This is a genomic window from Paenibacillus sp. M2 (genome assembly GCF_046713495.1).
GTDB lineage: Bacteria > Bacillota > Bacilli > Paenibacillales > Paenibacillaceae > Paenibacillus > Paenibacillus amylolyticus_B.
In genome coordinates this window covers 537,130-559,632 of sequence record NZ_CP169648.1, presented here as the reverse complement: position 1 = coordinate 559,632, position 22,503 = coordinate 537,130, and the positions used below count along the sequence as shown (strand labels likewise).

The 22,503-nt window shown below is 47.9% G+C and carries 19 protein-coding genes; 4 read left to right on the top strand and 15 right to left on the bottom strand.

All coding sequences use genetic code 11. The annotated features are described in order from the left end of the window. Window positions 1–68: 68 nt before the first annotated feature. Genes ACETMN_RS02670 through ACETMN_RS02660 form a run of 3 tightly spaced genes read right to left on the bottom strand, consistent with a single transcriptional unit; the run spans window position 69 to window position 3,830 of the window. The gene (locus ACETMN_RS02670; RefSeq protein WP_091018501.1) at window positions 69–1,199 is read right to left on the bottom strand and encodes a hypothetical protein; all 1,131 of its coding nucleotides are present in this window, start codon (window positions 1,197–1,199) and stop codon (window positions 69–71) included. Window positions 1,200–1,252: 53 nt separating this feature from the next. Next, on the bottom strand, window positions 1,253–2,695 hold the full coding sequence (locus tag ACETMN_RS02665; protein ID WP_091018499.1) for a glycosyltransferase family 2 protein: 1,443 nt from the start codon (window positions 2,693–2,695) through the stop codon (window positions 1,253–1,255). After that, a complete protein-coding gene (locus tag ACETMN_RS02660) occupies window positions 2,676–3,830 on the bottom strand; it encodes a HEAT repeat domain-containing protein (protein WP_091018497.1) in 1,155 nt (384 codons plus the stop codon). Before ACETMN_RS02660 ends, ACETMN_RS02665 begins: the two co-directional genes overlap by 20 nt. 217 nt (window positions 3,831–4,047) lie before the next feature. On the opposite strand from ACETMN_RS02660, the gene ACETMN_RS02655 reads away from it, so the two are divergent. Beyond that, entirely contained in the window at window positions 4,048–4,533 is a 486-nt protein-coding gene (locus tag ACETMN_RS02655) for a CcdC family protein (protein ID WP_176873064.1), read from the top strand. Between the two features lie 120 nt (window positions 4,534–4,653). On the opposite strand, the gene ACETMN_RS02650 is transcribed toward ACETMN_RS02655, so the two are convergent. Both ACETMN_RS02650 and map read right to left on the bottom strand, forming a co-directional pair. Then, complete coding sequence (locus ACETMN_RS02650; protein ID WP_091018496.1) at window positions 4,654–5,667, bottom strand: NADP-dependent oxidoreductase; 1,014 nt, start codon at window positions 5,665–5,667, stop codon at window positions 4,654–4,656. 174 nt (window positions 5,668–5,841) lie between these two features. Continuing rightward, on the bottom strand, window positions 5,842–6,588 hold the full coding sequence (map, locus tag ACETMN_RS02645; RefSeq protein WP_091018494.1) for a type I methionyl aminopeptidase: 747 nt from the start codon (window positions 6,586–6,588) through the stop codon (window positions 5,842–5,844). Window positions 6,589–6,795: 207 nt separating this feature from the next. On the opposite strand from map, the gene ACETMN_RS02640 reads away from it, so the two are divergent. Next, on the top strand, window positions 6,796–7,005 hold the full coding sequence (locus ACETMN_RS02640; RefSeq protein WP_074093270.1) for a hypothetical protein: 210 nt from the start codon (window positions 6,796–6,798) through the stop codon (window positions 7,003–7,005). A gap of 219 nt (window positions 7,006–7,224) precedes the next feature. On the opposite strand, the gene ACETMN_RS02635 is transcribed toward ACETMN_RS02640, so the two are convergent. Both ACETMN_RS02635 and ACETMN_RS02630 read right to left on the bottom strand, forming a co-directional pair. After that, the gene (locus ACETMN_RS02635; protein ID WP_143786550.1) at window positions 7,225–8,076 is read right to left on the bottom strand and encodes a protein kinase domain-containing protein; all 852 of its coding nucleotides are present in this window, start codon (window positions 8,074–8,076) and stop codon (window positions 7,225–7,227) included. Between the two features lie 104 nt (window positions 8,077–8,180). Then, window positions 8,181–8,867 (bottom strand): hypothetical protein, encoded by a 687-nt coding sequence (locus tag ACETMN_RS02630; protein WP_091018491.1) that lies wholly within the window; start codon window positions 8,865–8,867, stop codon window positions 8,181–8,183. 545 nt (window positions 8,868–9,412) lie between these two features. On the opposite strand from ACETMN_RS02630, the gene ACETMN_RS02625 reads away from it, so the two are divergent. Further along, window positions 9,413–10,366, top strand: a complete 954-nt coding sequence (locus tag ACETMN_RS02625) for an L-lactate dehydrogenase (RefSeq protein WP_091018489.1) — start codon at window positions 9,413–9,415, stop codon at window positions 10,364–10,366. Between the two features lie 263 nt (window positions 10,367–10,629). Here the strand turns inward: ACETMN_RS02625 and ACETMN_RS02620 are convergent, their stop codons facing one another. The 6 genes from ACETMN_RS02620 to ACETMN_RS02595 form a co-directional block, all read right to left on the bottom strand. Further along, a complete protein-coding gene (locus tag ACETMN_RS02620; protein WP_091018487.1) occupies window positions 10,630–13,338 on the bottom strand; it encodes a PAS domain S-box protein in 2,709 nt (902 codons plus the stop codon). A 484-nt stretch (window positions 13,339–13,822) separates the two neighbouring features. After that, window positions 13,823–14,557: an ABC transporter permease gene (locus ACETMN_RS02615; RefSeq protein WP_411735722.1), complete on the bottom strand. Its 735-nt coding sequence runs from the start codon at window positions 14,555–14,557 to the stop codon at window positions 13,823–13,825. 1 nt (window position 14,558) lies between these two features. Beyond that, a complete protein-coding gene (locus ACETMN_RS02610; protein ID WP_210110014.1) occupies window positions 14,559–15,275 on the bottom strand; it encodes an ABC transporter permease in 717 nt (238 codons plus the stop codon). Beyond that, window positions 15,272–16,186: an ABC transporter ATP-binding protein gene (locus ACETMN_RS02605; protein ID WP_105601499.1), complete on the bottom strand. Its 915-nt coding sequence runs from the start codon at window positions 16,184–16,186 to the stop codon at window positions 15,272–15,274. Before ACETMN_RS02605 ends, ACETMN_RS02610 begins: the two co-directional genes overlap by 4 nt. A gap of 80 nt (window positions 16,187–16,266) precedes the next feature. Next, window positions 16,267–17,808: a HAMP domain-containing sensor histidine kinase gene (locus ACETMN_RS02600; protein WP_341072324.1), complete on the bottom strand. Its 1,542-nt coding sequence runs from the start codon at window positions 17,806–17,808 to the stop codon at window positions 16,267–16,269. 26 nt (window positions 17,809–17,834) lie between these two features. Further along, window positions 17,835–18,518, bottom strand: a complete 684-nt coding sequence (locus ACETMN_RS02595) for a response regulator transcription factor (protein WP_105601503.1) — start codon at window positions 18,516–18,518, stop codon at window positions 17,835–17,837. A 228-nt stretch (window positions 18,519–18,746) separates the two neighbouring features. Here ACETMN_RS02595 and ACETMN_RS02590 point away from each other — a divergent pair, with 228 nt between their 5' ends. Then, window positions 18,747–20,507, top strand: a complete 1,761-nt coding sequence (locus ACETMN_RS02590) for an alpha-glycosidase (protein WP_341072322.1) — start codon at window positions 18,747–18,749, stop codon at window positions 20,505–20,507. A gap of 170 nt (window positions 20,508–20,677) precedes the next feature. Here ACETMN_RS02590 and sdaAA read toward each other — a convergent pair whose 3' ends face one another. Further along, window positions 20,678–21,655 carry an L-serine ammonia-lyase, iron-sulfur-dependent, subunit alpha gene (gene sdaAA, locus ACETMN_RS02585; RefSeq protein WP_091018477.1) on the bottom strand — a complete coding sequence of 326 codons (978 nt, stop codon included), beginning with the start codon at window positions 21,653–21,655 and terminating at the stop codon, window positions 20,678–20,680. Continuing rightward, a complete protein-coding gene (gene sdaAB / locus ACETMN_RS02580) occupies window positions 21,645–22,334 on the bottom strand; it encodes an L-serine ammonia-lyase, iron-sulfur-dependent subunit beta (RefSeq protein WP_091018476.1) in 690 nt (229 codons plus the stop codon). The genes sdaAA and sdaAB overlap by 11 nt, the downstream gene beginning before the upstream one ends. Window positions 22,335–22,503: the final 169 nt, after the last annotated feature.

The following is a 22,503-nucleotide window of genomic DNA, read 5'->3' as shown; positions in this document are numbered from 1 at the left end:
CGTTCCTCTCGAAAGGTGGAATGGACTTTGGCTTCCCTCTTTCCATCGAAAGGTTCTCGATAGCCTATCTATGGCCATTGCTGCCGTCCATCCTGCACTTCATTTAAAATATGCTTCATCACGGGCACGTACACCTTCCAGTAGAACATGTCCGGAATATCTTTCTGATCGGGCGTAAGCTTGGACCGGACGACCTCCCATCCTTTGATTCGGCGCCAGAAAGAATAATGCTTCATCTCTCCGAAGGACCCTGCCATGTAATAGGACCGATTATAGTCGTCATATCGGACAAGTGCAGCAAATTCCGCGGGAATTCCTGCACCCACCAGCTTCTGCTCGCCTTCCTTCGTCAAATCCGTCTTATACCAAGCCAATATGGAATCCTGCTGTTGCGGCAAAATGATATCGAACCAGCCATTGTAATGTATATCCTGGGTTATACCGCTCCAATCCCTGCCCTCCTGTGTGAAAGCAACTTGTACATTTCCTGTCTTCACATCCGGACCTTTCTCCAGTACCATGACTTGTCCATCCATATGTATCAGCAGCATACCCGCTCCGGAATATGACCATTTCTTCTTCTCCCGCTGCTCATAATTCGCCCGAACCCACCGGGGGACTTCTTCTATACTTTGCAGATTAGATACCGATTTACCTTGCCATCCAGTGCTGTTCACTCCCAAGATGGGATACAGCTGCTCCTTGGTCATCTTCGAAGCCGTATTCGCCAATGCACTGTATTCGGCGACAATCGTTACCCCTTTATACGCAGCCTCGCGAATCTTCTGCGCATCATATATCGTTAATCCTTCATATATTCCGCCTTGTTTCCGTTCATTCTTGTGTGCAGACAGACTGCTCCGATTTGCCGTCAGATAGATCAGATCCGTGTCTGTCACCTCATCAGGCAGAAGTTGTTTCATTCGTGGAAGCCCGTCCTGAAGATCATAGCCGTAATAATCCTCTTCATACGAGTAGTATTCCCCTGTGTGCTGTACAATTTTCTGTTGATTCAAAAGCCAGACCAACCCCTTGTGCCCCTGATAGGACAAGTCCGGTCTGCTCTTGTCAATAATCATGATGTTCAGTGGAACAGGGGCCTGGGATTGCCACATAATCCAGGGGACAACCAGCACCACCGATACCACTGTAAAACAAGCCAGCGTCCACATCGTGGCTGGCCTGTAACTTTTTTTCATGAAGCGTCTTCCTCCTTGCTCTGTTCCAAGGTATTACCAGGATTGCCGATAGATTACCCCAATCCATTCCTGATCTCCTTCTCCTTTTCCTTCCTCAATCCCATAGCCTGCAAAATGCCAAACATACGGAATATATTGTTCAGCGGTCTGAACCAGAACGTCTCCGAACAAGCATACAATAACAGACGCGTCACTGCTCTGGACGTGTACGCTTTGCGTGAACACCATACTTCGAACATTACCATACCTGCGGACAACAGTGAACCATAGAGCGTCAGCAGCAGAACGAGAATGATGCATAGGTTGATATCCACCAACTGTAGCCCTATGCCTGCAATGAACAGCAAAATCGCTCCCAGTTCCATCACAGGCCCCAACAATTCGATCAGAATAAAATACGGGATGGATACCATCCCCATCCAGCCATAGGCCGGATTGAAGATCATGCTCCGCTGAGTCCATAGACTGCTTGCAAGCTGCATGTGCCAACCGATACGCTGTCTGCACAGTTGACGCCATGTACCGGGTACTTCTACCCTGCAGATCGGATCGGGAATATATATAATACGGCCACGTTCCTTGATCTGCTTCATATGTTTCTGTAACCGCATCACCAGTTCCATGTGAGCGACCTGGTCGTCGCGCTTGTAACCCCCAACTTCCAACACCCGGTTCTTTTTGAATACACCGAATACTTGGGCCGTAAATAAAAGCACATTAATATTGTAACGAACAAGTCCCACACCACCAATCAAAAAAGCACGCACGTATTCAATGGTCTGCATTACATGCAACGTACTGTCCGTAAGTCTTGTGCTGTTTTCCGTTAAATCTGTATGAGCCGTATTTCTGGGGACCATAAGATCTACTCGTCCACTACAAGCAACAACCTCTTCTCCTGGTAGAGCATCCATAACGGGTTTCATAATCTTCACCAATGCATCCCGTTCCAGAAATGTCCGGGGTCCAACAGAGGCGATATAAGGATATTGCGAGATATTTAGACCTGCATTCAAGGAGTCCATTCGTCCTCCATACGCCTTATCGATCACAATCAGACGATGATGCAGCCTGGATTGGTAGACACATTTAATCTGAGCCGTCTCCTGGACGAGTCCCGAGTAATGAACTTTACTCCGAATGGGCATCAGATCATAGGTTGCCATTAACCGCGGCATTGTTGCATCCTCTGATCCATCATTAATGATAATAACTTCATAACGTGCATATTGAATATCCAATAGACAGTTAATTCGCTGTACGATCGTATCCTCGCTATTACGCATCGGGACAAGCAGAGATACCGCCGGAGCCAATTCTTCATCCAACATCTCATGATATTGCAGCGGGTCCAGATCCCTTCTCAGGATCAATGTACGAGCGGCAGCAACCACCAGAACACTGCACATCACAATCGCTAACACCAGATAGATAAATATACCCTCGTAACATGCTAAAACAAAACTCCGCAGCATCTCAATCCATCTTTCGTCCATACTGCATCCTTTCCAGCGTTTCTTCCGCTATCTGCCTTGCATATCTATCCGGATGGTTTACAGCCGTATCCCGAAGTTCGTCAAGTCCCTGCTCGTACCGGGCAAGGGAATTCGCAGCTTCCTGTCGGATCTGAAAAGAAGGATCACCCATCATTACCTTCAGTCTAGGAATAAAAGCATCCGCATGAACAGTACCCATAAGCTGGGTCACTGTTAGTCTTTCAGTGCGTTGCCTCTCCTCACCAGATTCGTTCCATACCAGCAATAGCCCCTTCAGCAAATCTTCACGACCTCTGCCCACTTGAGCCAATGCCTGATACGCATTGGTACGCAGCAATGCATCCTCTCCAAGAATGAGCTTCTCCAGTAGAACAACAGCACCCTCCGTCTGGTCATCCCGAATACGAATGGCTTGGACGATATTACACTGGACTTGATAAGATACATCCTTGAAATGATCCTTCAGACGTGTCCAGGATGAATCGGTAAGCAACAGCAGAATCTGCAGAACCTGCGAATCGGACCATACATATTGCTCACGCAACAATTCCTTAACGATTCTGAAATAACCGGTTCTGGCATATATGCGTAAAATGATGAAACGTTCAAGCGGCGTACAGGAAGTAACCCGCAGCATATCCTCTAACCTGGGCAGAAGCTCCACCATATGAAACTGTTCAATATATAACAACGTGTTAACCCGTTCACTCCACTTTCCCGTCTTCAAAACCAATCGGTATGAGCTTCCAAAGACTTGCCAAGATAACAGACGAATTCGCAAAATCTCATGCTCTGCGGGACCTTGAGCGAGCCGTTGCAATAACAATTGCTGCAAAACGATCTGTTGATCTCCACTCATATTCAATAAGTTTACGCCAATTTCTCCCTCGTTCAGGTACCGCTGTAGAAATGAACCTTCTGCAAGTAATTCATGCATCAGTGCCGTCTTAACCTTTTCCCTGCGCCTACTGCTATATTTTATCCATAAGATGTAACCGTAGATAACCAGCAAAAAAGCTAGTACACTTGCACATACAAGGCTGACCACATGTACTAACCAATCTGTATTACCCACAAGCCACCCTCTATGATGTGAGCCGATAAGTATGATATACATCCATTGTTGTCCAATCATTGCATGATTTCCCCTTAATCGAATAAACAGCCTTACAACGGGCACAATAATACAAAATTTTCAAATACACCCTGTGAATACATATCGGGTATATGATACACTAAGCTTTCTATCGGCTTTCTGCGTTTGTGATATAATAGGAACTGAAAATTCCGGCAATTCGTACTGGGTTCGGGATCACCGGATAACATATTATTCCAGAAAGAGGGAGTTCTACGTGGCTCAAATCAGTCCGTACTACCTGCAAATCGGAGCAACCGTGGGCATGCTTGTCATGGCACTGCTTGCCATCTTCATCCGCATGAAAGCCAGTCACAGACCGGTGACCATTCGTAAAATCCTTATTCCTCCGCTCGGCATGAGCACAGGATTTCTCATGTTTGTTGTACCGGAGACACATGTTCCTCTACTCTGGGCATTCATTGCGTTTCTGGTGGGCTGGTTCCTCTTCTCCTATCCCCTCATTCGCAGTACACGGTTTGAACGAGTAGGTGAAGAAATTTTTGCAACACGTTCTCGCAGCTTTGCTTTTATCTTGCTTGGATTGCTGGCCGTACGCCTGATCCTGCATGAAGTCATTCAGCGATATGTAAGTATTCCGCAAACAGGTGGATTGTTCTTCCTGCTGGCTTTTGGCATGATTGTACGCTGGCGTGTATATATGTACAAACACTACAAAGAAGTGCTGGTCGCCGAACACTAGTCACCCTACATAGACCACGCACAGATTTACAGATAAAAAAGACACGTTCTGCCGCACCCTTGGTGTGCAGAACGTGTCTTTTCGTTTTCAACCTAATTGTACATGTACATCGTTCGATATCTATTCCGGATCTGCAACCTTAACCAACTGCTTGCCCAGATTATCTCCAGAGAAGAGGCCCATAAAAGCTTCAGGCGTCTGTTCAAACCCGTCCACAATGTTTTCTTCATACTGGAGATGACCTTCCTTGATCCATTTCGCCAACTTGGCGCGGCCTTCCTTGAAGGATTTCGTATAGTCACCCAGCAGGAAACCTTTCATTAATGCTGTGTTTGTTAACAGCAACGTCTGTGGTCGCATCCCGATATCCGGCTTCTCCAGATTATAAGACGAGATCTGACCGCATAACGGAATACGTGCATTCCGATTGATGTGGCGCAAGACTGCATCCGAGATGTCCCCGCCCACATTGTCAAAGTAGACGTCTACACCATCTGGGCAAGCCCGTTCAATGGCCGCTGACATATCCTGCTCCTTCTTGTAGTTCAACACCACGTCGAAGCCCAGCTTTTCTTTCAAATAAGCGCATTTCTCATCAGAGCCTGCAATACCAACCACGCGTGCTCCCACAATCTTACCAATCTGACCTGCAATCATGCCTACCGCTCCGGCTGCTCCCGATACAACAACCGTTTCGCCGTCCTTCGGTTTGCCGATGTCCTCCATACCAAAATAAGCCGTCAGACCCGTCAGGCCCAGCGCACCCAGGTAAGCCGTGATTGGTGCTTCTTCGGTATCAATTAGCGAAAGATCGGCCGTGTTCACTGCGGCATATTGCTGCCAGCCCCACATACCGGATACGAGGTCACCTTTGCGCAGATTCGGTTCCGAAGATTCCACAACCTGTCCAATGGCCCCACCCTTAATCACTTCATTTAACGCGTAAGGTGCAGCATAGGATTTTGTATCTTTCATGCGGCCCCGCATGTATGGATCAACCGACAAATATAATGTACGTACCAGGACTTGCCCAGCTTCCGGTTCAGGAAGAGGTGCATCAATGAAGTTGAAGTTCTCTCTGGAAGGGGCACCTTCGGGACGAGAAGCAAGTACGATCTGTTTATTTAAAGACACCAAAATTACCTCCTTGTTGCCAAGTGGACGCAAGGTTAACCCTTGTCAGCTGAGATCACTTACCACTGGCTCTGTGTTATCACTTCTTAATAGTTTAAACCGAAACAGGCGGTTCACAAACGTGGGCCGCCTTGAAATATGCAAATATCGTCACATTGTAGCTGCTTTTGGCTATTATTGTGCTGTCAAAATCACTGGACCATCCGCCGTAATCGCAATCGTATGTTCATACTGGGCTGATAGACTTCCATCCATAGTACGAGCAGTCCATCCATCTGAATCCAGCTTACTTCGGAACGTACCAATATTCAGCATCGGTTCAATCGTAATAACCATGCCCTCCTTGAGACGCGGACCCCGATGAGGCGGACCGTAATGAGGGACTTGTGGTTCCTCATGCATCTTCTCACCAATACCGTGTCCAATAAACTCACGCACAACCGATAGGCCTTCACCTTCTGCATACACTTGAATCGCATTGGAGATATCTCCGATCCGGTTGCCCACCACGGCAAGTTCGATGCCTTTGTAAAGAGATTTTTTGGTTACATCCAGCAGATGTTGTGCTTCCGGAGTCACTTCACCTACGGCATATGACCAAGCCGAATCCGCCAGCCAGCCATTTAGATTAACCACCATGTCGATGGTAACGATATCTCCGTCTTTCAGTGCATATTTTCCCGGAAACCCGTGACAGATCACATCATTAACCGACGCACATGTCGCATATTGGTATCCGTTATATCCCTTTTGTTCCGGCGTAGCGCCATTTTTCTTCATAAAAGCTTCTGCAAACTGGTCGATCTCCTGTGTCGTAATGCCTGGACGAATCATCTTTGCAATTTCTCTATGGCATGCGGCGAGAATTTCTCCGGCTTTTTTCATATATTCAATCTGTTCTTTGGTCTTTAATGTAATCATAATAACTACTCCTGTCCGTTAAAATCTTATCCTGTCCTCTATTGTAACGCTAAACGCTCAAAATAAAAAATTCCGTGCAATCAGCAACATCCTATTATACGCCAAGCTCCTGTCCAATGAATACAATTATCCATGAAAAAATCGAAACCCCTCCATATCTGACCACGTATATGCTTAAAACAGTTGAAGTCGAAAGGGTGAAAGCTCATGTTCAAAAAGATTATCGGCAAACTTATCGATTCCAAATCCTCATCTCACCGCAAACGTCATAGCTCCTCCGACAGGCGCTCCTATAAACGTCACAGCAGTTCCTCAGGCAAGCGTTCCTACAAGCGCTATTCTTCTTCGGATGTGAAATACCGGGACAGTCGTAGTGGCTCCGGGTATTACAAAAGCAGGAAATATAGCTCCAGCTAAGCGACTCTCACGACTGCTTTTAAAGAGAGCAATGATTACACCGGCTTATTAGACGCTACAATAAATGAATATGTAATAAAGGGGTGTTCTGTTAGCCGTAAATACGGATAACAGAACACCCCTTTATTTTTTCTATATAGTAAAAAGGAAAAAGACCCCTATAGATATCATACGAAGAGGTCACGGATAACAAATATAGGTCCGCCTATAAAGCTTATTTCATTGTAATTTCAGCAACAACTTCTCAATCTCTGCCTGTAACTCTGTCGCCCCACCCTCATAACTTGGCCGGAGTCCAAGGAGTCGCTCCAGCATCTGGTGCAATTCCGGCGTAAGCTTCAGTTCCTCCTGCCAACTGGCGGGTTCACGGCCCTTCTCTGGCTCATAAGCCGAATACAGCATAAAGAGAAGAAAGTGGCCGATATCCTGCAGATCATGATCCGGTGTAGCTGGCTCATCTTCAGGCTCAGGGACTTCACGCATACGTCGCTTTAGCTCCGGCAACAACGGCTCCCCCAAGCGTCTCGCCAGGCCAAAATCAATCAGATGCACCGTCCCTTCACGTAAAATAACATTGGGAATCCGCACATCTCCATGAATATATCCCTGCTCATGTACATGAGCCACCGGAGCCAGCAGTTGACCTGCCAATTGCAGACATTCCCGCTCCGTATATCGAAGACCTTGCTCAAATATGCATTCTTCCAGCGTCTGTCCACGAATATACTCGGTAACGATATAACTTCGTCTCCCAGATGTGAACACATCCAATAGATCAGGGATCGCCGGATGATGCAGACGTCTCATCACGTCCGCCTCCCGCTCCAACAGGTGCGCAGAGAGTCTGCCCTTGCTAGGTTTGGACTCCTTCAACGCCACTTCCTTGCCGTTCTGGTCATCTGTACACAGGTATGTCAGCCCATAACTCCCCATACCCAGCAATTCCTGTATTGTATAACGCTCAACAATGGTCGTGCCTTCCCGCCGAGGACGATCCGTCCATAGTCCAAGCAATCTTTGCCAACTTCGTCGCAGCTCCACAGACCCTCCCACGCCAGCTTCCTGATCCACTCAGTCTTTATCTATACTGAGCAGTTCGTTGCCAGTCCCATGTTGTATGGAGCTTATTATATCAGGCCGATACTGTAAAATCACGATGAGCAAGAGCCTGTCATTCAAGCTTCCTTATGTTTCTTGGGCAGGAACCCAAACAACATACGCAGGGATACTCCTTTGGGTTTGCGTTTTCTTCCCTGGAAACTGCGCAGGTTGGTTACGAGTTCACGATCCCGCTCCTCTTCCAGCTTCTCGTTCATCCATAGACGCTGTTTTTCCATCTGTTCCTGAAGAGCCATATGTGTATCAGCCAGATGCTTAAGGGTCAGCTCCAGTTCATCGACCCGCTGTTGCAGCAACTGTACCCGATCATCCTGCTGTTGTTCTACAGCACCATAAGTCACCTCACTTACCAGTTGCCCCAGACCTTCATAGGATCTCAGATTACCCATTATTTCAGGCTCTTCAGTGAGTACAGATGACATGACTGTCGCTGCACATTCCGTCTCTGACAGACCTTCAATTCCCACCACCGGTACATCTACTTCTACTACAGCTACAGGTACTTCTGGAGCCAATACAGTCACCACAGCATCAGCCAGCGGTAGATTATGCTCTCGGAGTTCAGTCATCAGACGTTCAATGCACTCGATGTCGTCGGACTTGAATAGTCTGGATTTGTTGGCGGACCGTTCGAACCGGTATCCCTGTTCTTCCAGTGCCGCCGCATATTTACGAAGAGTACTGGCACCTATGCCCAGGCTCTTGGCCGTTTCCGTCGTTGCTCCTGCTTCTTCAATCATCATTAATTCCCTCCCGGAATGAAGTCTTTTGGGAATCAATTTCATAATACCTTTAGTGAGTTATGAAATTGATTCTTGAATAAAAACATTATGGCTTCAGCGTTCCTTTATGGAACCGTCATCGGATCGGGGCAACCTGTCTCATGGATCAAGTATGCTTATCTTTTGCTTGTCCGTATGTATTCGTCAACTTCTCGGCAGATCCCTTTGGCGGTTTTGTTCTGTTTCTGCGGATTAATAAGAAGTTTTGTCAGGTATATGATCTGCACAAATAATACCCAATCCGACAACGAGCATGAATGCTGTCATGTCGAATGACACAGGTGCAAACGCCGTCAAATCATATGATTAAGAATTATTCATGTCAATTTTGTTAACTCATTTACTCCAATACGCTCCCGCGATAGCGGATATCATTGCTGCACAGCTTTTCCATGTGTTATCTTATGTAACGTAGAAGTGGATTCCAGCATAAAATAAAGGACTATACTTAACATAGGACGCGTAATTGAAGAATAAATATCAATCTAAATGGGGGCTGAACGGCAGTGTTAGGCAAATCAGGCAAAGTAGCGGTGATCGGGGCGGGTCTTGTCGGTTCGAGTTGTGCGTATTCCATGATTAATCAATCAATTTGCAGGGAAATTATGATGGTGGACCGGACGTATGACCGTGCTGTAGCTCAGGCATTGGATTTTTCCCATTGTATGGACTTCACACATAACCGCACCAAGGTATATGCAGGCACGTACGCCGATTGTGGCAATATGGATGTGATTATCTTAACTGCCGGGGCGAATCCCAAGCCAGGACAGACACGGCTGGATATTCTGGAGGAAGCGGAATCGATTGCCAAAGACATCGTGGTCCCGATCATGAACAGTGGATTTAACGGGATTTTTGTCGTCGCTGCCAATCCGGTTGACATAGTAACTTATATGGTATGGAAGCTATCAGGTCTTCCGCGTGAGCATGTCATCGGCACAGGCACGTCCATTGATTCTTCACGACTCAAAACGCTGCTATCTGAAGTCTTCTCCATCGATCCACGCAGTGTGCATGGTTATGCTCTCGGGGAGCATGGAGAATCCCAGTTCGTAGCCTGGTCCCATGTGACCATCGGTGGCAAACCGATTATGCACATTATGGATCAGCACAAGGAGCGCTTCAAACATCTGGATCTAGACGATATTGCACGCAAAACGAAAGATGCGGGCTGGGAGATCTTCACTCGCAAAGGCTCTACCCAATTCGGGATCGGCAATGCTCTCGCACATATCACTCGTTCCATCCTCAATGACGAACACAAAATCATCGCCGTATCGGCCATTCTGGACGGAGAGTACGACCAGCACAACGTTTGCGTCGGTGTTCCTGCAATCATCGGTGGCAATGGTATTCAAGAGATTATCGAATTGAATCTGGATGCAACGGAACGTGAGAAATTCAATAATTCCTGTGAAATCCTATCAGGTAACATCAATCGTCTGACATTGGTATAAGCCACTCGTATACAACTCCACTTTGTATGCTTCGGCTCAACTTCAAAAGCCTGCCAACGCAAACATGCCAATAATACTCCATGCGAGGAGTCTTATTGGCATGTTTGCGTTTATTATTTTTCACAGCCAGATGAATCAACTTCATAATCCCTTCAGCTGCTTCAATCAAGGCTAGATAGAGATCAAAACGGTTCATTTCGTCTATATTTAGTTACATACAGAAATCTATTTTAATGAGTTATGAAATTGATTTGAGTAGTTGTTCAATTCGGTGCAAGTTGAGGTTCGTCCCTTGGCCCCCATTGCTGTAACACCCGCTTCAACTCACTTAGCATGACCGGTTTGCTAATAAAGTCACGCATTCCAATCTCCAGACATGCTTCCTTATCTTCACGTTTGGCATTGCCTGTAACTGCGATGATTGGAGGTATGCGATCCTGTGGAATTAGGCGGTGTAACAGGTCTGTCGCCTTCAATCCATCCATCACAGGCATATGAATATCCATCAGGACAATATCATAAGCATTCTGAGAGATGGCATCGATTGCTTCCACACCATTGGTACATACATCTGCGTGGTATCCGAGCTTCTCCAGATATTCTCGTAAAATCTTCCGGTTTACCGGATGATCCTCCGCCACCAGAATACGCATGGCGACCTTGTCACTCTGACGTGTGCGATCATGATGGAACTGACTTACTGTCTGTTCTGCTGAAGCATCTACACTCGCCGCAGGAACAGCAAACCGGAAGGTTGAGCCTTCCCCTTCTATACTCTCGACACTGATACTGCCTCCCATGATCTCCACGAGTCGCTTGGAGATGACCAGTCCCAGTCCGGTACCACCATACTTCCGGTTAATTACCGGATGCAGTTGAGAGAAGGACTGAAACAACTGATCCAGCTTGTCAGCCGGGATGCCAATTCCCGTATCTTGCACCGCAAAATCAAGAACGCTGTCTTCAGGCTTTCTGCCCTTAATAATATCCACGTTAACATCAATGCTTCCCTGATCTGTGAACTTGAGCGCATTGCCAACCAAGTTCACCAGAATCTGCCGGATACGTATGGCATCACCGACCATGAACTCAGGGATGCTTGGATTGAGACGATATCTGATCTCCAGATGTTTCTCATCTGCACGCGGTTTAAACAGTTCAGCAACCTGTTCCAGCATCTTGCGTAATGCGAATGGTTCATAAGCCAGTGCCATTTTCCCGGATTCCAGCTTACTGAAGTCCAAAATATCATTAAGGATGTTCAGCAAAGCATCGCCGCTGTCTCGAATAATCTCGGCATATTCACGCTGTTCTTCCGATAAATCGGTACCGATCAACAATTCTGTCATCCCCACGATCCCGTTCATCGGTGTCCGGATCTCATGGCTAACCATCGACAGAAATTCTGACTTGGCCTGAGCTGCCAGCTCAGCTGTTTCTTTGGCACGTACAATTTCGCGTTCGCCAGTTACATCATTGAACACAACCACCGCGCCCTGAATCTGTCCCTGTTCAATAATCGGCGTCACCTGATACTGCACCAGAAAGCTGCTGCCATCTTTACGCCAGAACACATCTTCCTTGATTGAACGTCTCTGTCCATCCAACACGGTCATGTGGATCGGACACTCTTCTTGTGGAAAATGACTTCCATCTGCACGGGTGTGATGAATGATGGGATGTGAGTTTTTGCCAATGAATTCTTTAGCCTCATAACCGAACATCGAAGCTGCTGCAGGATTCATAAACATGGTGATTCCATCCGCATCCAAACCATATATCCCTTCCGTAACCGTGTTGAGGATCAACTCATGTTGCTTGCTGAGCTCCTGAATCCGCTCCGTATATTCCTTTCGCTCGGTAATATCGGACACGATCCCATAGACGCCTACCATTTCCTTATCCACAATAATGGGCACATTTGTAACGGACACTTCAATCTTTCGACCTCTTGAATTGACAATTCGGGTCTCATAATATTGCGGTTCGCCTTGTTTCACCATTTCAAAATAATGTTTGCCGTTTTGTACTTCGCATTTATCCAGATTGGATAAAAAAGATTGGCCAATAAGCTTATTGCGCGGAATATCCAGCATTTGCACCAGTTTGCTGTTCACTGCGCTATATTTACCTTCCAGATTCAATGAATACACAGCTGACGGGTTATGTTCGAACAACGATCTGTATCGCTGACGGCTTTCCCGAAGACGTCTGTCCGCATCCTTATGCTGGGTAATATCCCTGCTGATGCTTACAATCTGGACACTCTTGCCACGCTCTCCAGCAACAGGTTTCGCCAATGTCTCCATCCAGATATAATGTCCCTTCTTGTGCAACACACGCATCTTGCAACCATTGCCGATCTTGGAAAGATCCATAGGGTCCGGATAATCTCCCGAATAACAATAATCCTTGAAGGACTTTCCTATGACTTCCTCCGGCTTATAACCCAGTAAGGTGTACACGGAAGGGGAAACGTATAATAACTCGCCATCCGTAGCACAAGTTGTAATCAGATCTTGTGCATGGTCAGCCAGCACCTGATATTTCTCTTGTGCCTCCTTAAGCTCACGTTGCACTTCCAGGATATCGGTAACATCTTTGGCAATGCCATAGATTCCTACAACTTCTTTTCCCTCCGTTATAGGCACATACGTGATCTCTGCCTGTTTCAGGGAACCATCTTTATGATAAAAAGTAATGGGATTACTGACTGAACGTCCAGCCAGTACCTCTTTAATATATTCTTTGCGTGAATTTTCACTGTCCGGAGGACAGATTTCACTCTGATTCATACGAATCAAGTCATCCAGTGTATACCCAGATATCCGCTCTACCGAGGGATTAGCATCAATATAGTTTCCATGGATGTCCATTACATAAATGGCATCCGGGTGGTTAAAAAACAGTGATTGGTAAGAACTTCCCTCAGAAATAATGCGCTTCAGGGTTTCCGTTTTATTAATATCCAAGGCTTACCCCTCTTTTCTCAGCCAATATCTTCATCTAACAGCAGGGATTAATTATCCCTTGCAAAAATGGGCCTACCCTCGAATAACCATGTAAGCCTGCCTAGAAACAGCTTTTTTTATTTTACCAGATTCTCGTCTCATTTTGCTTACAATCTATGATTCAATTCACATGATGTGTGAGGTAATACCTGGAATTTTGATATCACTTAGGAGCGTATTCAAGAAAAGACAAGTTATACAAGGATCAATGTTAGCCTCTGACAACCTTGAAGTTCAATCCAAGTCAGCTGAGATCACTTCAAATCCTTGAATAAGACTCCTCGGATTCGTTAGGGAGTTGAGAGGACGATTTCGGGAGTTGACCATTCATGACGGGTGGGTCAGATATTAGAAAAAATCCTCCTGAAGCATACATACAATAGAGCTTGCATGTATTGCTTAAAGAGGATTTTGATCTACGATAACCAAGTGTGTAACGGATTATTCAGATTTCTTTCTTCGCAAAATACATCATGCCGATTCCAATAAAAATAACAGCACTGCCTCCGACGACCGCCAGCATCGTCATCAGTGGCACGTTGTAGGCTCCGAAACCCGCGCCGTCCACGGGTGTCATCAGAATCATCGGTTGTGCCCACGGATAATACGGCCCATACGTCGCCGAGTTTACAATGAGAATATTCGGTATGGTCAGTGCAAAATTCAGTGCGAGTGGTGCGGCAAAGCTACTCCACACCAATGAAACGAACATCTGCAGGGCAGCCAAGGGTACACAGGCCAACAACCCAAGCAGTAGTTTGCCCACCAGGAATCCCCAGGGTATCTCCATCGTAATGCCATGGATCATGCCTGCCAGCAAAATGGATATCAGCAACAACACTTGTGTACCCGCCAGAAGCATGAGTACAATCGTCAGTTTGCCAGCATATACACCTGAACGTGTGAGCGGCAAAACCAGCATCTGCTTCCACCCTCCTCCCGCATGTTCGAAACGGCAGACAAAGGACGTAAACACGCCAGTCAGCATCGGCAAAAGGAGTAATCCGTGTAAGAAGACCATGATGCCCATCAGCACCTGCCAATTCCCCGATGGAGTGGACAACAGTCCGATGAGCAGTGCAATAAGTGGACTTAACAGAATCAGGAGCCATATGGGTGATTTGCCCATCTTCAACCGCTCAGCAGACAAAATTCGAAAATACGTTGTCGCAAAGCTCATATCAGGCCACATCCTTCCGGCTAAAATGCACCATACCCAACAACAGGATCAAGAGCCCCAGACCTGCCCCCATGCCTGCATACAGATATGGATTAGGTCCATTCCAAGCCATCTGTGCCCAAGCAAGTGGAAAATACGGTGAGATACTGAGCGCAAACATGCCTGTTATCGCGAGAACAATTCCCAGAGTGACGGGAAGCGCCTGATTTTTATTCACCATTGTGAGCCATAACTCCAACGACAACACGGGAAGCGCACCAGCTAAAGGCAACAGCCCCAGCTTAATGGCATGCGTCCAAGGGATCTCACTGGCATGGAATCCGAGGATCAGACCCAGACCAACAATTCCTGCGGTTAGCAGCAGGCAGGAGATCACCAGCAGCACACAAGCAAGCAGGAACTTGGCCAAATACACGGCTGGTCTGGGAATGGGCATCGCAAGCAACTGTTTCCACGATCCCTGTTCATGCTCGACATTAGCAATCATGGAGCTGAGAATGGTTGCTCCCAGCATCAGAGACAAGGGCACAAAGACAACCACATTGCCGAGCAATCCGCCCCACAGGTTATCTGCATACTGCTCTTTCAGATAGTCCAGCCGTAAGCCAAAATTAAGCGCCTGCATCGCTGTCAATCCAAGAGGGGCCAGAAAGATAAGAAACCAGATCCCTTTCCCCCGAATCTTGAGCCAGTCTGACGATAATGCACGCCCGGTCATATGGAAGCCCCCTCGCCAATGACACGCATGAACAGATCTTCCAGCGACTGACGCTGTTCCTCTACACGATACACATCATGATCCTGCTCAATTAATCGGCGCACAAGCAGTGCCACTGAACTGTTATCCATATAAGGGAACGTTAATGCAGAACCTTGTTGCTGACCAAATTGTCCCTGTTCTCTCGCCAGCTTCATAGCCTCTTCCGGCTCGGAAACCGTTAACCGGATAGAGCTACCCGTCTGACTATGCAGACTTGCGATGGTATCCTGAAGCACCATCTTGCCTTCACGGATAATACCAACACGACTTGCCATCTGTTCGACTTCACTCAGCAAGTGGCTGGAAACCAGAACGGTAATGCCATGTTCCAGAGGCATACGTTTGATCAGTTCCCGAATCTCCTGAATACCAGCCGGATCGAGCCCATTCGTTGGTTCGTCCAGAATCAGCAACTCCGGTTCACCCAACAAAGCGCTGGCAATACCCAGACGTTGCTTCATCCCAAGGGAGTACCCCTTCACCGAACGTTTGGCATCCTTGGTCAGATCTACAATGGACAGCACTTCAGCAATTCTTGATTTGGGTACATTGATGATGCGACGCAAAGTTTCCAGATTCTCTACTGCGTTCAGATGTCCGTAATAGGACGGGTATTCGACCAAGGAACCCACACGGCGCAAGATATCCATGCGATCCTTGCGGATATCCTTGTCGAAGAGACGGATCACGCCTTTGGTTGGTTTAATCAAGCCGAGAAGCATGCGAATCGTTGTTGTTTTGCCGGCACCGTTGGGACCGAGGAAGCCATAGATATCTCCCTTTTTAATATGGAGATCAAGTTCACGGACCGCTGCACGGTCCCGGTATGTTTTCCATAGATTAGCCGTTTGAATAATATTTTCACTCACTGTATGATCACCTCGGAACTATCGTAACCTTCCAAGGTTAAAGCCAAAGTAGTCTCTAGTTTAAGTTTAGTTTAAAAAAGCTATTTCAGCGGTTTGTTGTTTCCCTGTTTCCCCTTACCACTGTAGATATATGTCTGGACACCCGTCTCGGAACTGTCTACCCGCTTGCGCAGACCCATCTCACGAATCAACAGGTCTACAATGGATAAGCCTAAACCTGTGCCTTTTGTGTCGGAATTCGGTTGCATTCCCGGACCCCGATCCTGAATAATGATGGCCGTCTCACCCTGAATCTCCTGGGTTGATATGCCAATATATTTCCCGCTGGCAGCATGACGAATTACGTTCTGGAACAGATTATCGAGAATACGGCGCATGCCTTGTTCATCCATATGCCAGATTAATGGTTCCTCTGGCAGGTCAATATCAATCTCAAATTGCTCTTTCTCCCAGACCGGGTACCAGGCGGCCGCCGTTTCCCTGACGATCCGCAGTATATCTTTCTCTACCAGCTTCAGTGTATATTTCCCACTCGTGAGCAAATTGTAGGATAACATGTTGTCAATGAGCCCGCCGAGGTCCTCCATCTTTGCTTCCATGCGATGTAATGAACGGTCACCTTGCTCGCTCAGCTCTTCCTTGTGCAAAGCATGCATATGTCCACGAATCACCGTTAGCGGGGTACGCAGATCGTGAGAAAGCCCCGCAATGAGACGCTTGCGCAATTGTTCCTCCTCGCGTTCACGGTGACGGCTATCGGACAGTTGATGCACCATCTGATTGAAGGATTCCTCCAGTTGACCGATCTCGTCTGACCGGCGGATATCTACCGGAAGCGGGAGGCCTTCCTTGCCTGTGGTCATCATGGCCGTCTGCAAACGAATAAGTCGTTTGCGAATGCGTGCGAAGAAGAGAATCGACATAATGATGAAGATCAGAAAGATGAGGGTCATTACGATACCAAGATACAAGAGTTCCATCGGCCAGTTACTCTGATTCATTTGCAGAAGTGATCGCGGCACTTCAATGACCATGAAGCCCTGCCCCTTGTCCTTTTCACCTCCGCCGATGTATGTAACTACGGTTAGCGGATCGCGAAAGGATGCTTCTTTCATGAATTGCACCGTGTTGCTCACATTCCATATGGCCGGAATTCGAGTCTCTGCCGTTTGCCCGGTGTCCAGTGACCATCTCAATGTCGTGTCTGTCCTGCCATCCGGGGATGTGGATTTCTGAATGTTTACATCCTCACCACCGATAATGAAGAGGGTCTCACCGCTCGCATTCACACGATACATGGAAGACTTGGGATACGATGCATGTAATTGCTCCAAACGGGCCTTAACCTCCTCATCTGAAGCACCATTCAGGTTCTCTGCTTCACGCGACCAGAGGTTACTAATCCGAGTAACGTCACCATAGGGTGCCGCTTGATTCGTGTTCGTGTTATTCACTACGACAACATATAGGATGGATATAATCGGAAGAACGACGGGCACGAATAATACTGCCGCTAGAATCAGGATGATATATCTGGACATCAAGGACCGCCCGAAGCGTAGCTTGCGCCGCCCAGACTGCTTTTGACCCGCGCTTCGTTCTCCCTTCCGTTCTGACTTCATCGTCTTCCGTTCTCGGAACCGCCGGATCATGGCTTCTTCACGCGATATCCCACACCGCGGACTGTCTGAATAATTACCGGATTGGCCGGATCAAGTTCCAGCTTCTCACGTAGATGTCGAATATGTACCATCAAAGTCTTGTCTCCATCCAGATAGGGCTCGTTCCAGACGGCTTCATAGATCTGCTCTTTGGTTCGAATCATGCCCATATGTCGTAGCAGGTAGGCGAAGATGTGGAACTGTTTTCCCGATAAAACAATCTCATCCCCCGTCTCCTCATTGACGATGCGGTTATCCTTCTCATAGATGGAGAGATGATCCAGCTTCAGAGCTGTATCCGATGAGACCGCAGTTCCCGCCTTACGCAGTTGGACCTCAATCCGGGCAGCCAGTTCATCGGGGTGAAATGGTTTTGTTACATAGTCATCGGCAAAATCGAGACCATGCAACTTGTCGTCAATGGACGTTCTGGCCGAGAGCATGACAATGGGCACCGCGGGATGTTCTTTTTTCAGTCGCTGGCCCACCGTAAATCCATCCAGCCCGGGCAGCATGACATCCAGAATAATGAGTGAGCAACCGACAGCAGCCTCCGCTGCACCTTCACCACTGCCGAGCCATACCACCTCATAACCGCGCTCCTCCAGATCGGCTCTGACCCAAGTCGCAATTTCCGTATCATCTTCAATATATAACAGTTTGGTTTTCATTCGAATAGTCGTTTCCTTTCTGCCCCCATTGGGTTAATGATATATCTGAGCATCATCATAATAAAAGCTGTCTATAACAGATGGATTCATATCTTGTTGAAACCATATTGAATTCCTTTACGTTACCACACATTCTAATTATAGCTTATCCATTAACGTGGGGAATGTTATATCAATCAAATCTACCAAGTACATATTATACCTACACCTGACGGGAGGAAATTCATTATGCTGCTGGAAGCCATCTATCATCAACCGAAACGAAACTGGGCCTATGCCTATGACCAAGATACAATCCATCTGCGCCTGCGCGCCAAAAAGAATGATCTGACTGAGGTACATGCCCTGACCGGAGACAAATATACGTGGGATGCAACCAAAGCGCTGGTCCCCTTAACAAAGTTCACTTCTGACTCGATGTTCGATTACTTCGAGGGCGAGGTGAAACCTCCCTACCACCGACTGAAGTACTCTTTTTTGCTGAAAAACGGAGACGAACAGATCTGGATGACCGAGACGGACTTCCAGGAAGAAGAACCGGACGATCCGGGTCGTATGTTCCAGTTCCCTTATATTCATGCCGGAGCTGTATTCACACCCCCTGCATGGGTTAAGGATGCGGTGTTCTATCAGATTTTCCCTGAACGATTCGCGAACGGCAACCCGGATATTAGTCCGGAAAAGGTGGAACCGTGGGGCGGCGAGCCGACACCCTTCAATTTCTTCGGTGGTGACCTTCAGGGCGTGATCGACCATCTGGATTACATCAGTGATCTGGGCATTAATGCGATCTACTTCACCCCCATCTTTGAAGCTACCACCAATCACAAATACGATACTGAAGACTACCTGCGGGTAGATCGGCACTTTGGTGACGCAGATACCGTGAAACGACTGGTCGAGCTGTGCCATGCACGTGGAATTCGCGTATTGCTGGATGCTGTGTTCAACCATTCCGGGAAGACGTATGCGCCGTTTGTGGATGTACAGAAGAACGGAGAACAATCCAAATACAAGGACTGGTTCCATGTACACGAATACCCGCTGGACGTGAAGGACGGCATTCCTACGTATGAGACCTTCGGATTCGAAGCGCACATGCCAAAGCTGAATACAGAGAATGCCGAGGTTAAGGACTATCTGCTGAAGGTTGCCGAGTATTGGATCAAGGAAGTGGGCGCGGACGGATGGCGGCTGGATGTTGCAGACGAAGTGGATGATGCCTTCTGGCGTGATTTCCGCCGTGTGGTCAAAGCCGCTAATCCGGATGCCTACATTCTGGGCGAAGTATGGAACGAGTCTTCCTCCTGGCTGCAAGGCGACCAGTTCGATGCGTCCATGAACTATCCGTTTACCGATGCCGTAAATGCCTTCTTTGTGAAAAATACAATGCACGCCGAACAGTTCGCGAACTCCATCGGTCGACAATTATCCCGTTATCCGCTTCAGGCCAGCGAAGTGGCGTTTAACTTGCTGGACAGTCACGATACCCCGCGACTGCTCACGCTGTGTGAAGGAGACCAGCGCAAGATGAAGCTGGCTGCATTATTCCAGTTCAGTTACATGGGCGCGCCGTGCATCTATTACGGAGACGAGATTGGCATGGACGGCGAACATGATCCGGGCTGCCGTAAATGCATGGAATGGGATGAAGCGAAGCAGGACCGAGAACTGTTCGACTTTTATCAGAAACTGATCTCCCTGCGTCATGCTCATCCTGCCCTGCGTGCAGAAGGCACCGTTCGTTTCCTGCAGGCTCGTACCGATGGCAGCCAACTGGTATTTGAGCGGCAAAATGAGGAGGAACGCATTCTGGTTCTGTTCAATCGATCCGAAGAGACGGCTATTGTCGAACTGGAGGCCGGTGACGGGGAATGGACCGAGCTATTCGGTGGAAACCATCGTACCGCCAAGGAAGATGGCGTGCTCGCCATTGAACTGCCCGCATATGGATATGCCGTACTGAGTACGGCTGTGAGCCCGGACTAGAGTTATAATACACATACTTCTGAGCCATATCTAAGTAGCCTATCTTCGCTTCATCTGGCAGCATAAACAAGCGTCCTGCAGAACCCGGATTCAGGTTCGCGGACGCTTGTTTTGTATTCGCCGTTATACATCATAATGTCCCTGGTTATATCTCAGTGGTCCCGTTCAGCTTAAGCCTGAGGGTCCGTGTGCACTTGAGCATTATCCGTACCACTTGTAATTGTGTCAGAATCCGCTGGCTTCGACTCCTGCTCAGGCTCTGCACGCTTTGCCTTCGGTTTAGCCAGCTTTTGCATCATTTTACGGCCCGTTGGTGTCTGGGCCAGTCCGCCTTGGGCCGTCTCCCGGTGGCGGCTCGGCATCGCACTGCCTACTTCCAGCATAACGTCGATGACTTCATCTGACGGAATAGCACTACGCACTCCGGCCAGTGCCATGTCAGCCGCAGCCAGCGCCGTAACTGCACCCAGTCCGTTACGGACGATGCACGGGATCTCAACGAGGCCTGCAACTGGATCGCAGATAAGGCCCAGTGTATTTTTTAATGCTAGGCCAACCGCATGAACGACCTGTTCCGGTGTACCTCCACGCAGTTCAACCATGGCACCCGCAGCCATGCCAATCGCGGAACCCACTTCCGCCTGACAGCCACCCTCGGCACCAGAGATAAATGAATTGTTCGCAATAACATAACCAATCGCTCCCGCACAGAACAATCCGTTCACCAAATGTTCGTCCGTCCAGCCAAATCGCTCCTGTGAGCTAATAAAAACACCAGGGATAATGCCGCAGGAACCGGCTGTTGGTGTTGCCACAATCCGCCCCATCGAGGCATTCACTTCAGATACACACAGGGCATACGCCATGGCAAGTGCGGAAGCATCTCCTGAGCAAGTCTCACCCTTGCGAATGTACTCGGCCATTCTTTTACCGTCTCCACCCGTTAATCCACTGCGTGATGTTGTATCTTCCGTTAACCCTTTACGTACCGCTTCCTTCATCACCTGATAATATTCAGACATCTGTTTCACAACATCCGCTTCCGGTGTATTGGTCTCCTGAACTTGCTCCTCGATCATCAGCTGAGCAATCGTTTTGGATTCCGCTGTACAGATCGTATTCAGTTCGTGTAAATGTTTAAATCGCATCCGAATCAACTCCTCTCTTCAAATCGATGACACGAATATCCAGTACATGATCCAGCTCCTTCAGGCGCTTGAGCATATCAGGATTAGGCACACCATCCATTTCCATCGCGGTCAGCGCTTCGCCATCACGGGCTTTGCGGTCCACCTGCATATACCCGATGTTAACCCCGGATGAACTGATCGTGGACGTTACCGAGGCAAGCACTCCTGCTTTGTCCGCATGTCGCAGAACGAGTGTCGGAAACTCACCACTAATCTGAACACGAAAATCATTCATCGAATGCACCGATACGCTTCCACCACCAATAGATGCACCAATCAAGGAACAGGCACGTTCTTCATGCCACAACTCAATTTTGACCGTATTGGGATGAGGAGCAGGCAGGCCACTTGTATAAAACTCAACCTCCATGCCCGCTTCCTCTGCGTATTGCTCTGCATCCGGAATACGCGGATCGTCTGTGACATAATCCAGCAAACCGCCGATCAGTGCCAGATCTGTTCCGTGCCCCTGATACGTGTCAGCAAATGAACCGTATAGTGTCAACCGGGCACGATCTGGCGTACATCCTAGCCACTGTCGAGCAATTCTCCCTAACCTTGCCGCTCCAGCTGTATGTGAACTTGAAGGCCCCGTCATCGACGGACCAATAATTGAGAAAACATCTTTAAATCGCACCTTATAACCCTCCAATTGTATTCGTCATTTTCATCCAGATCCCATGCCATAATGTTCCTTTATTACTGAATGATGACATCAAAAAAGGACAGAAGAAGGCCACAGGCCCTCTCTCTGTCCTCGATACCTGAGAGTTTCACGATCAGCAGTGTCTCACGACAAGGTGCAT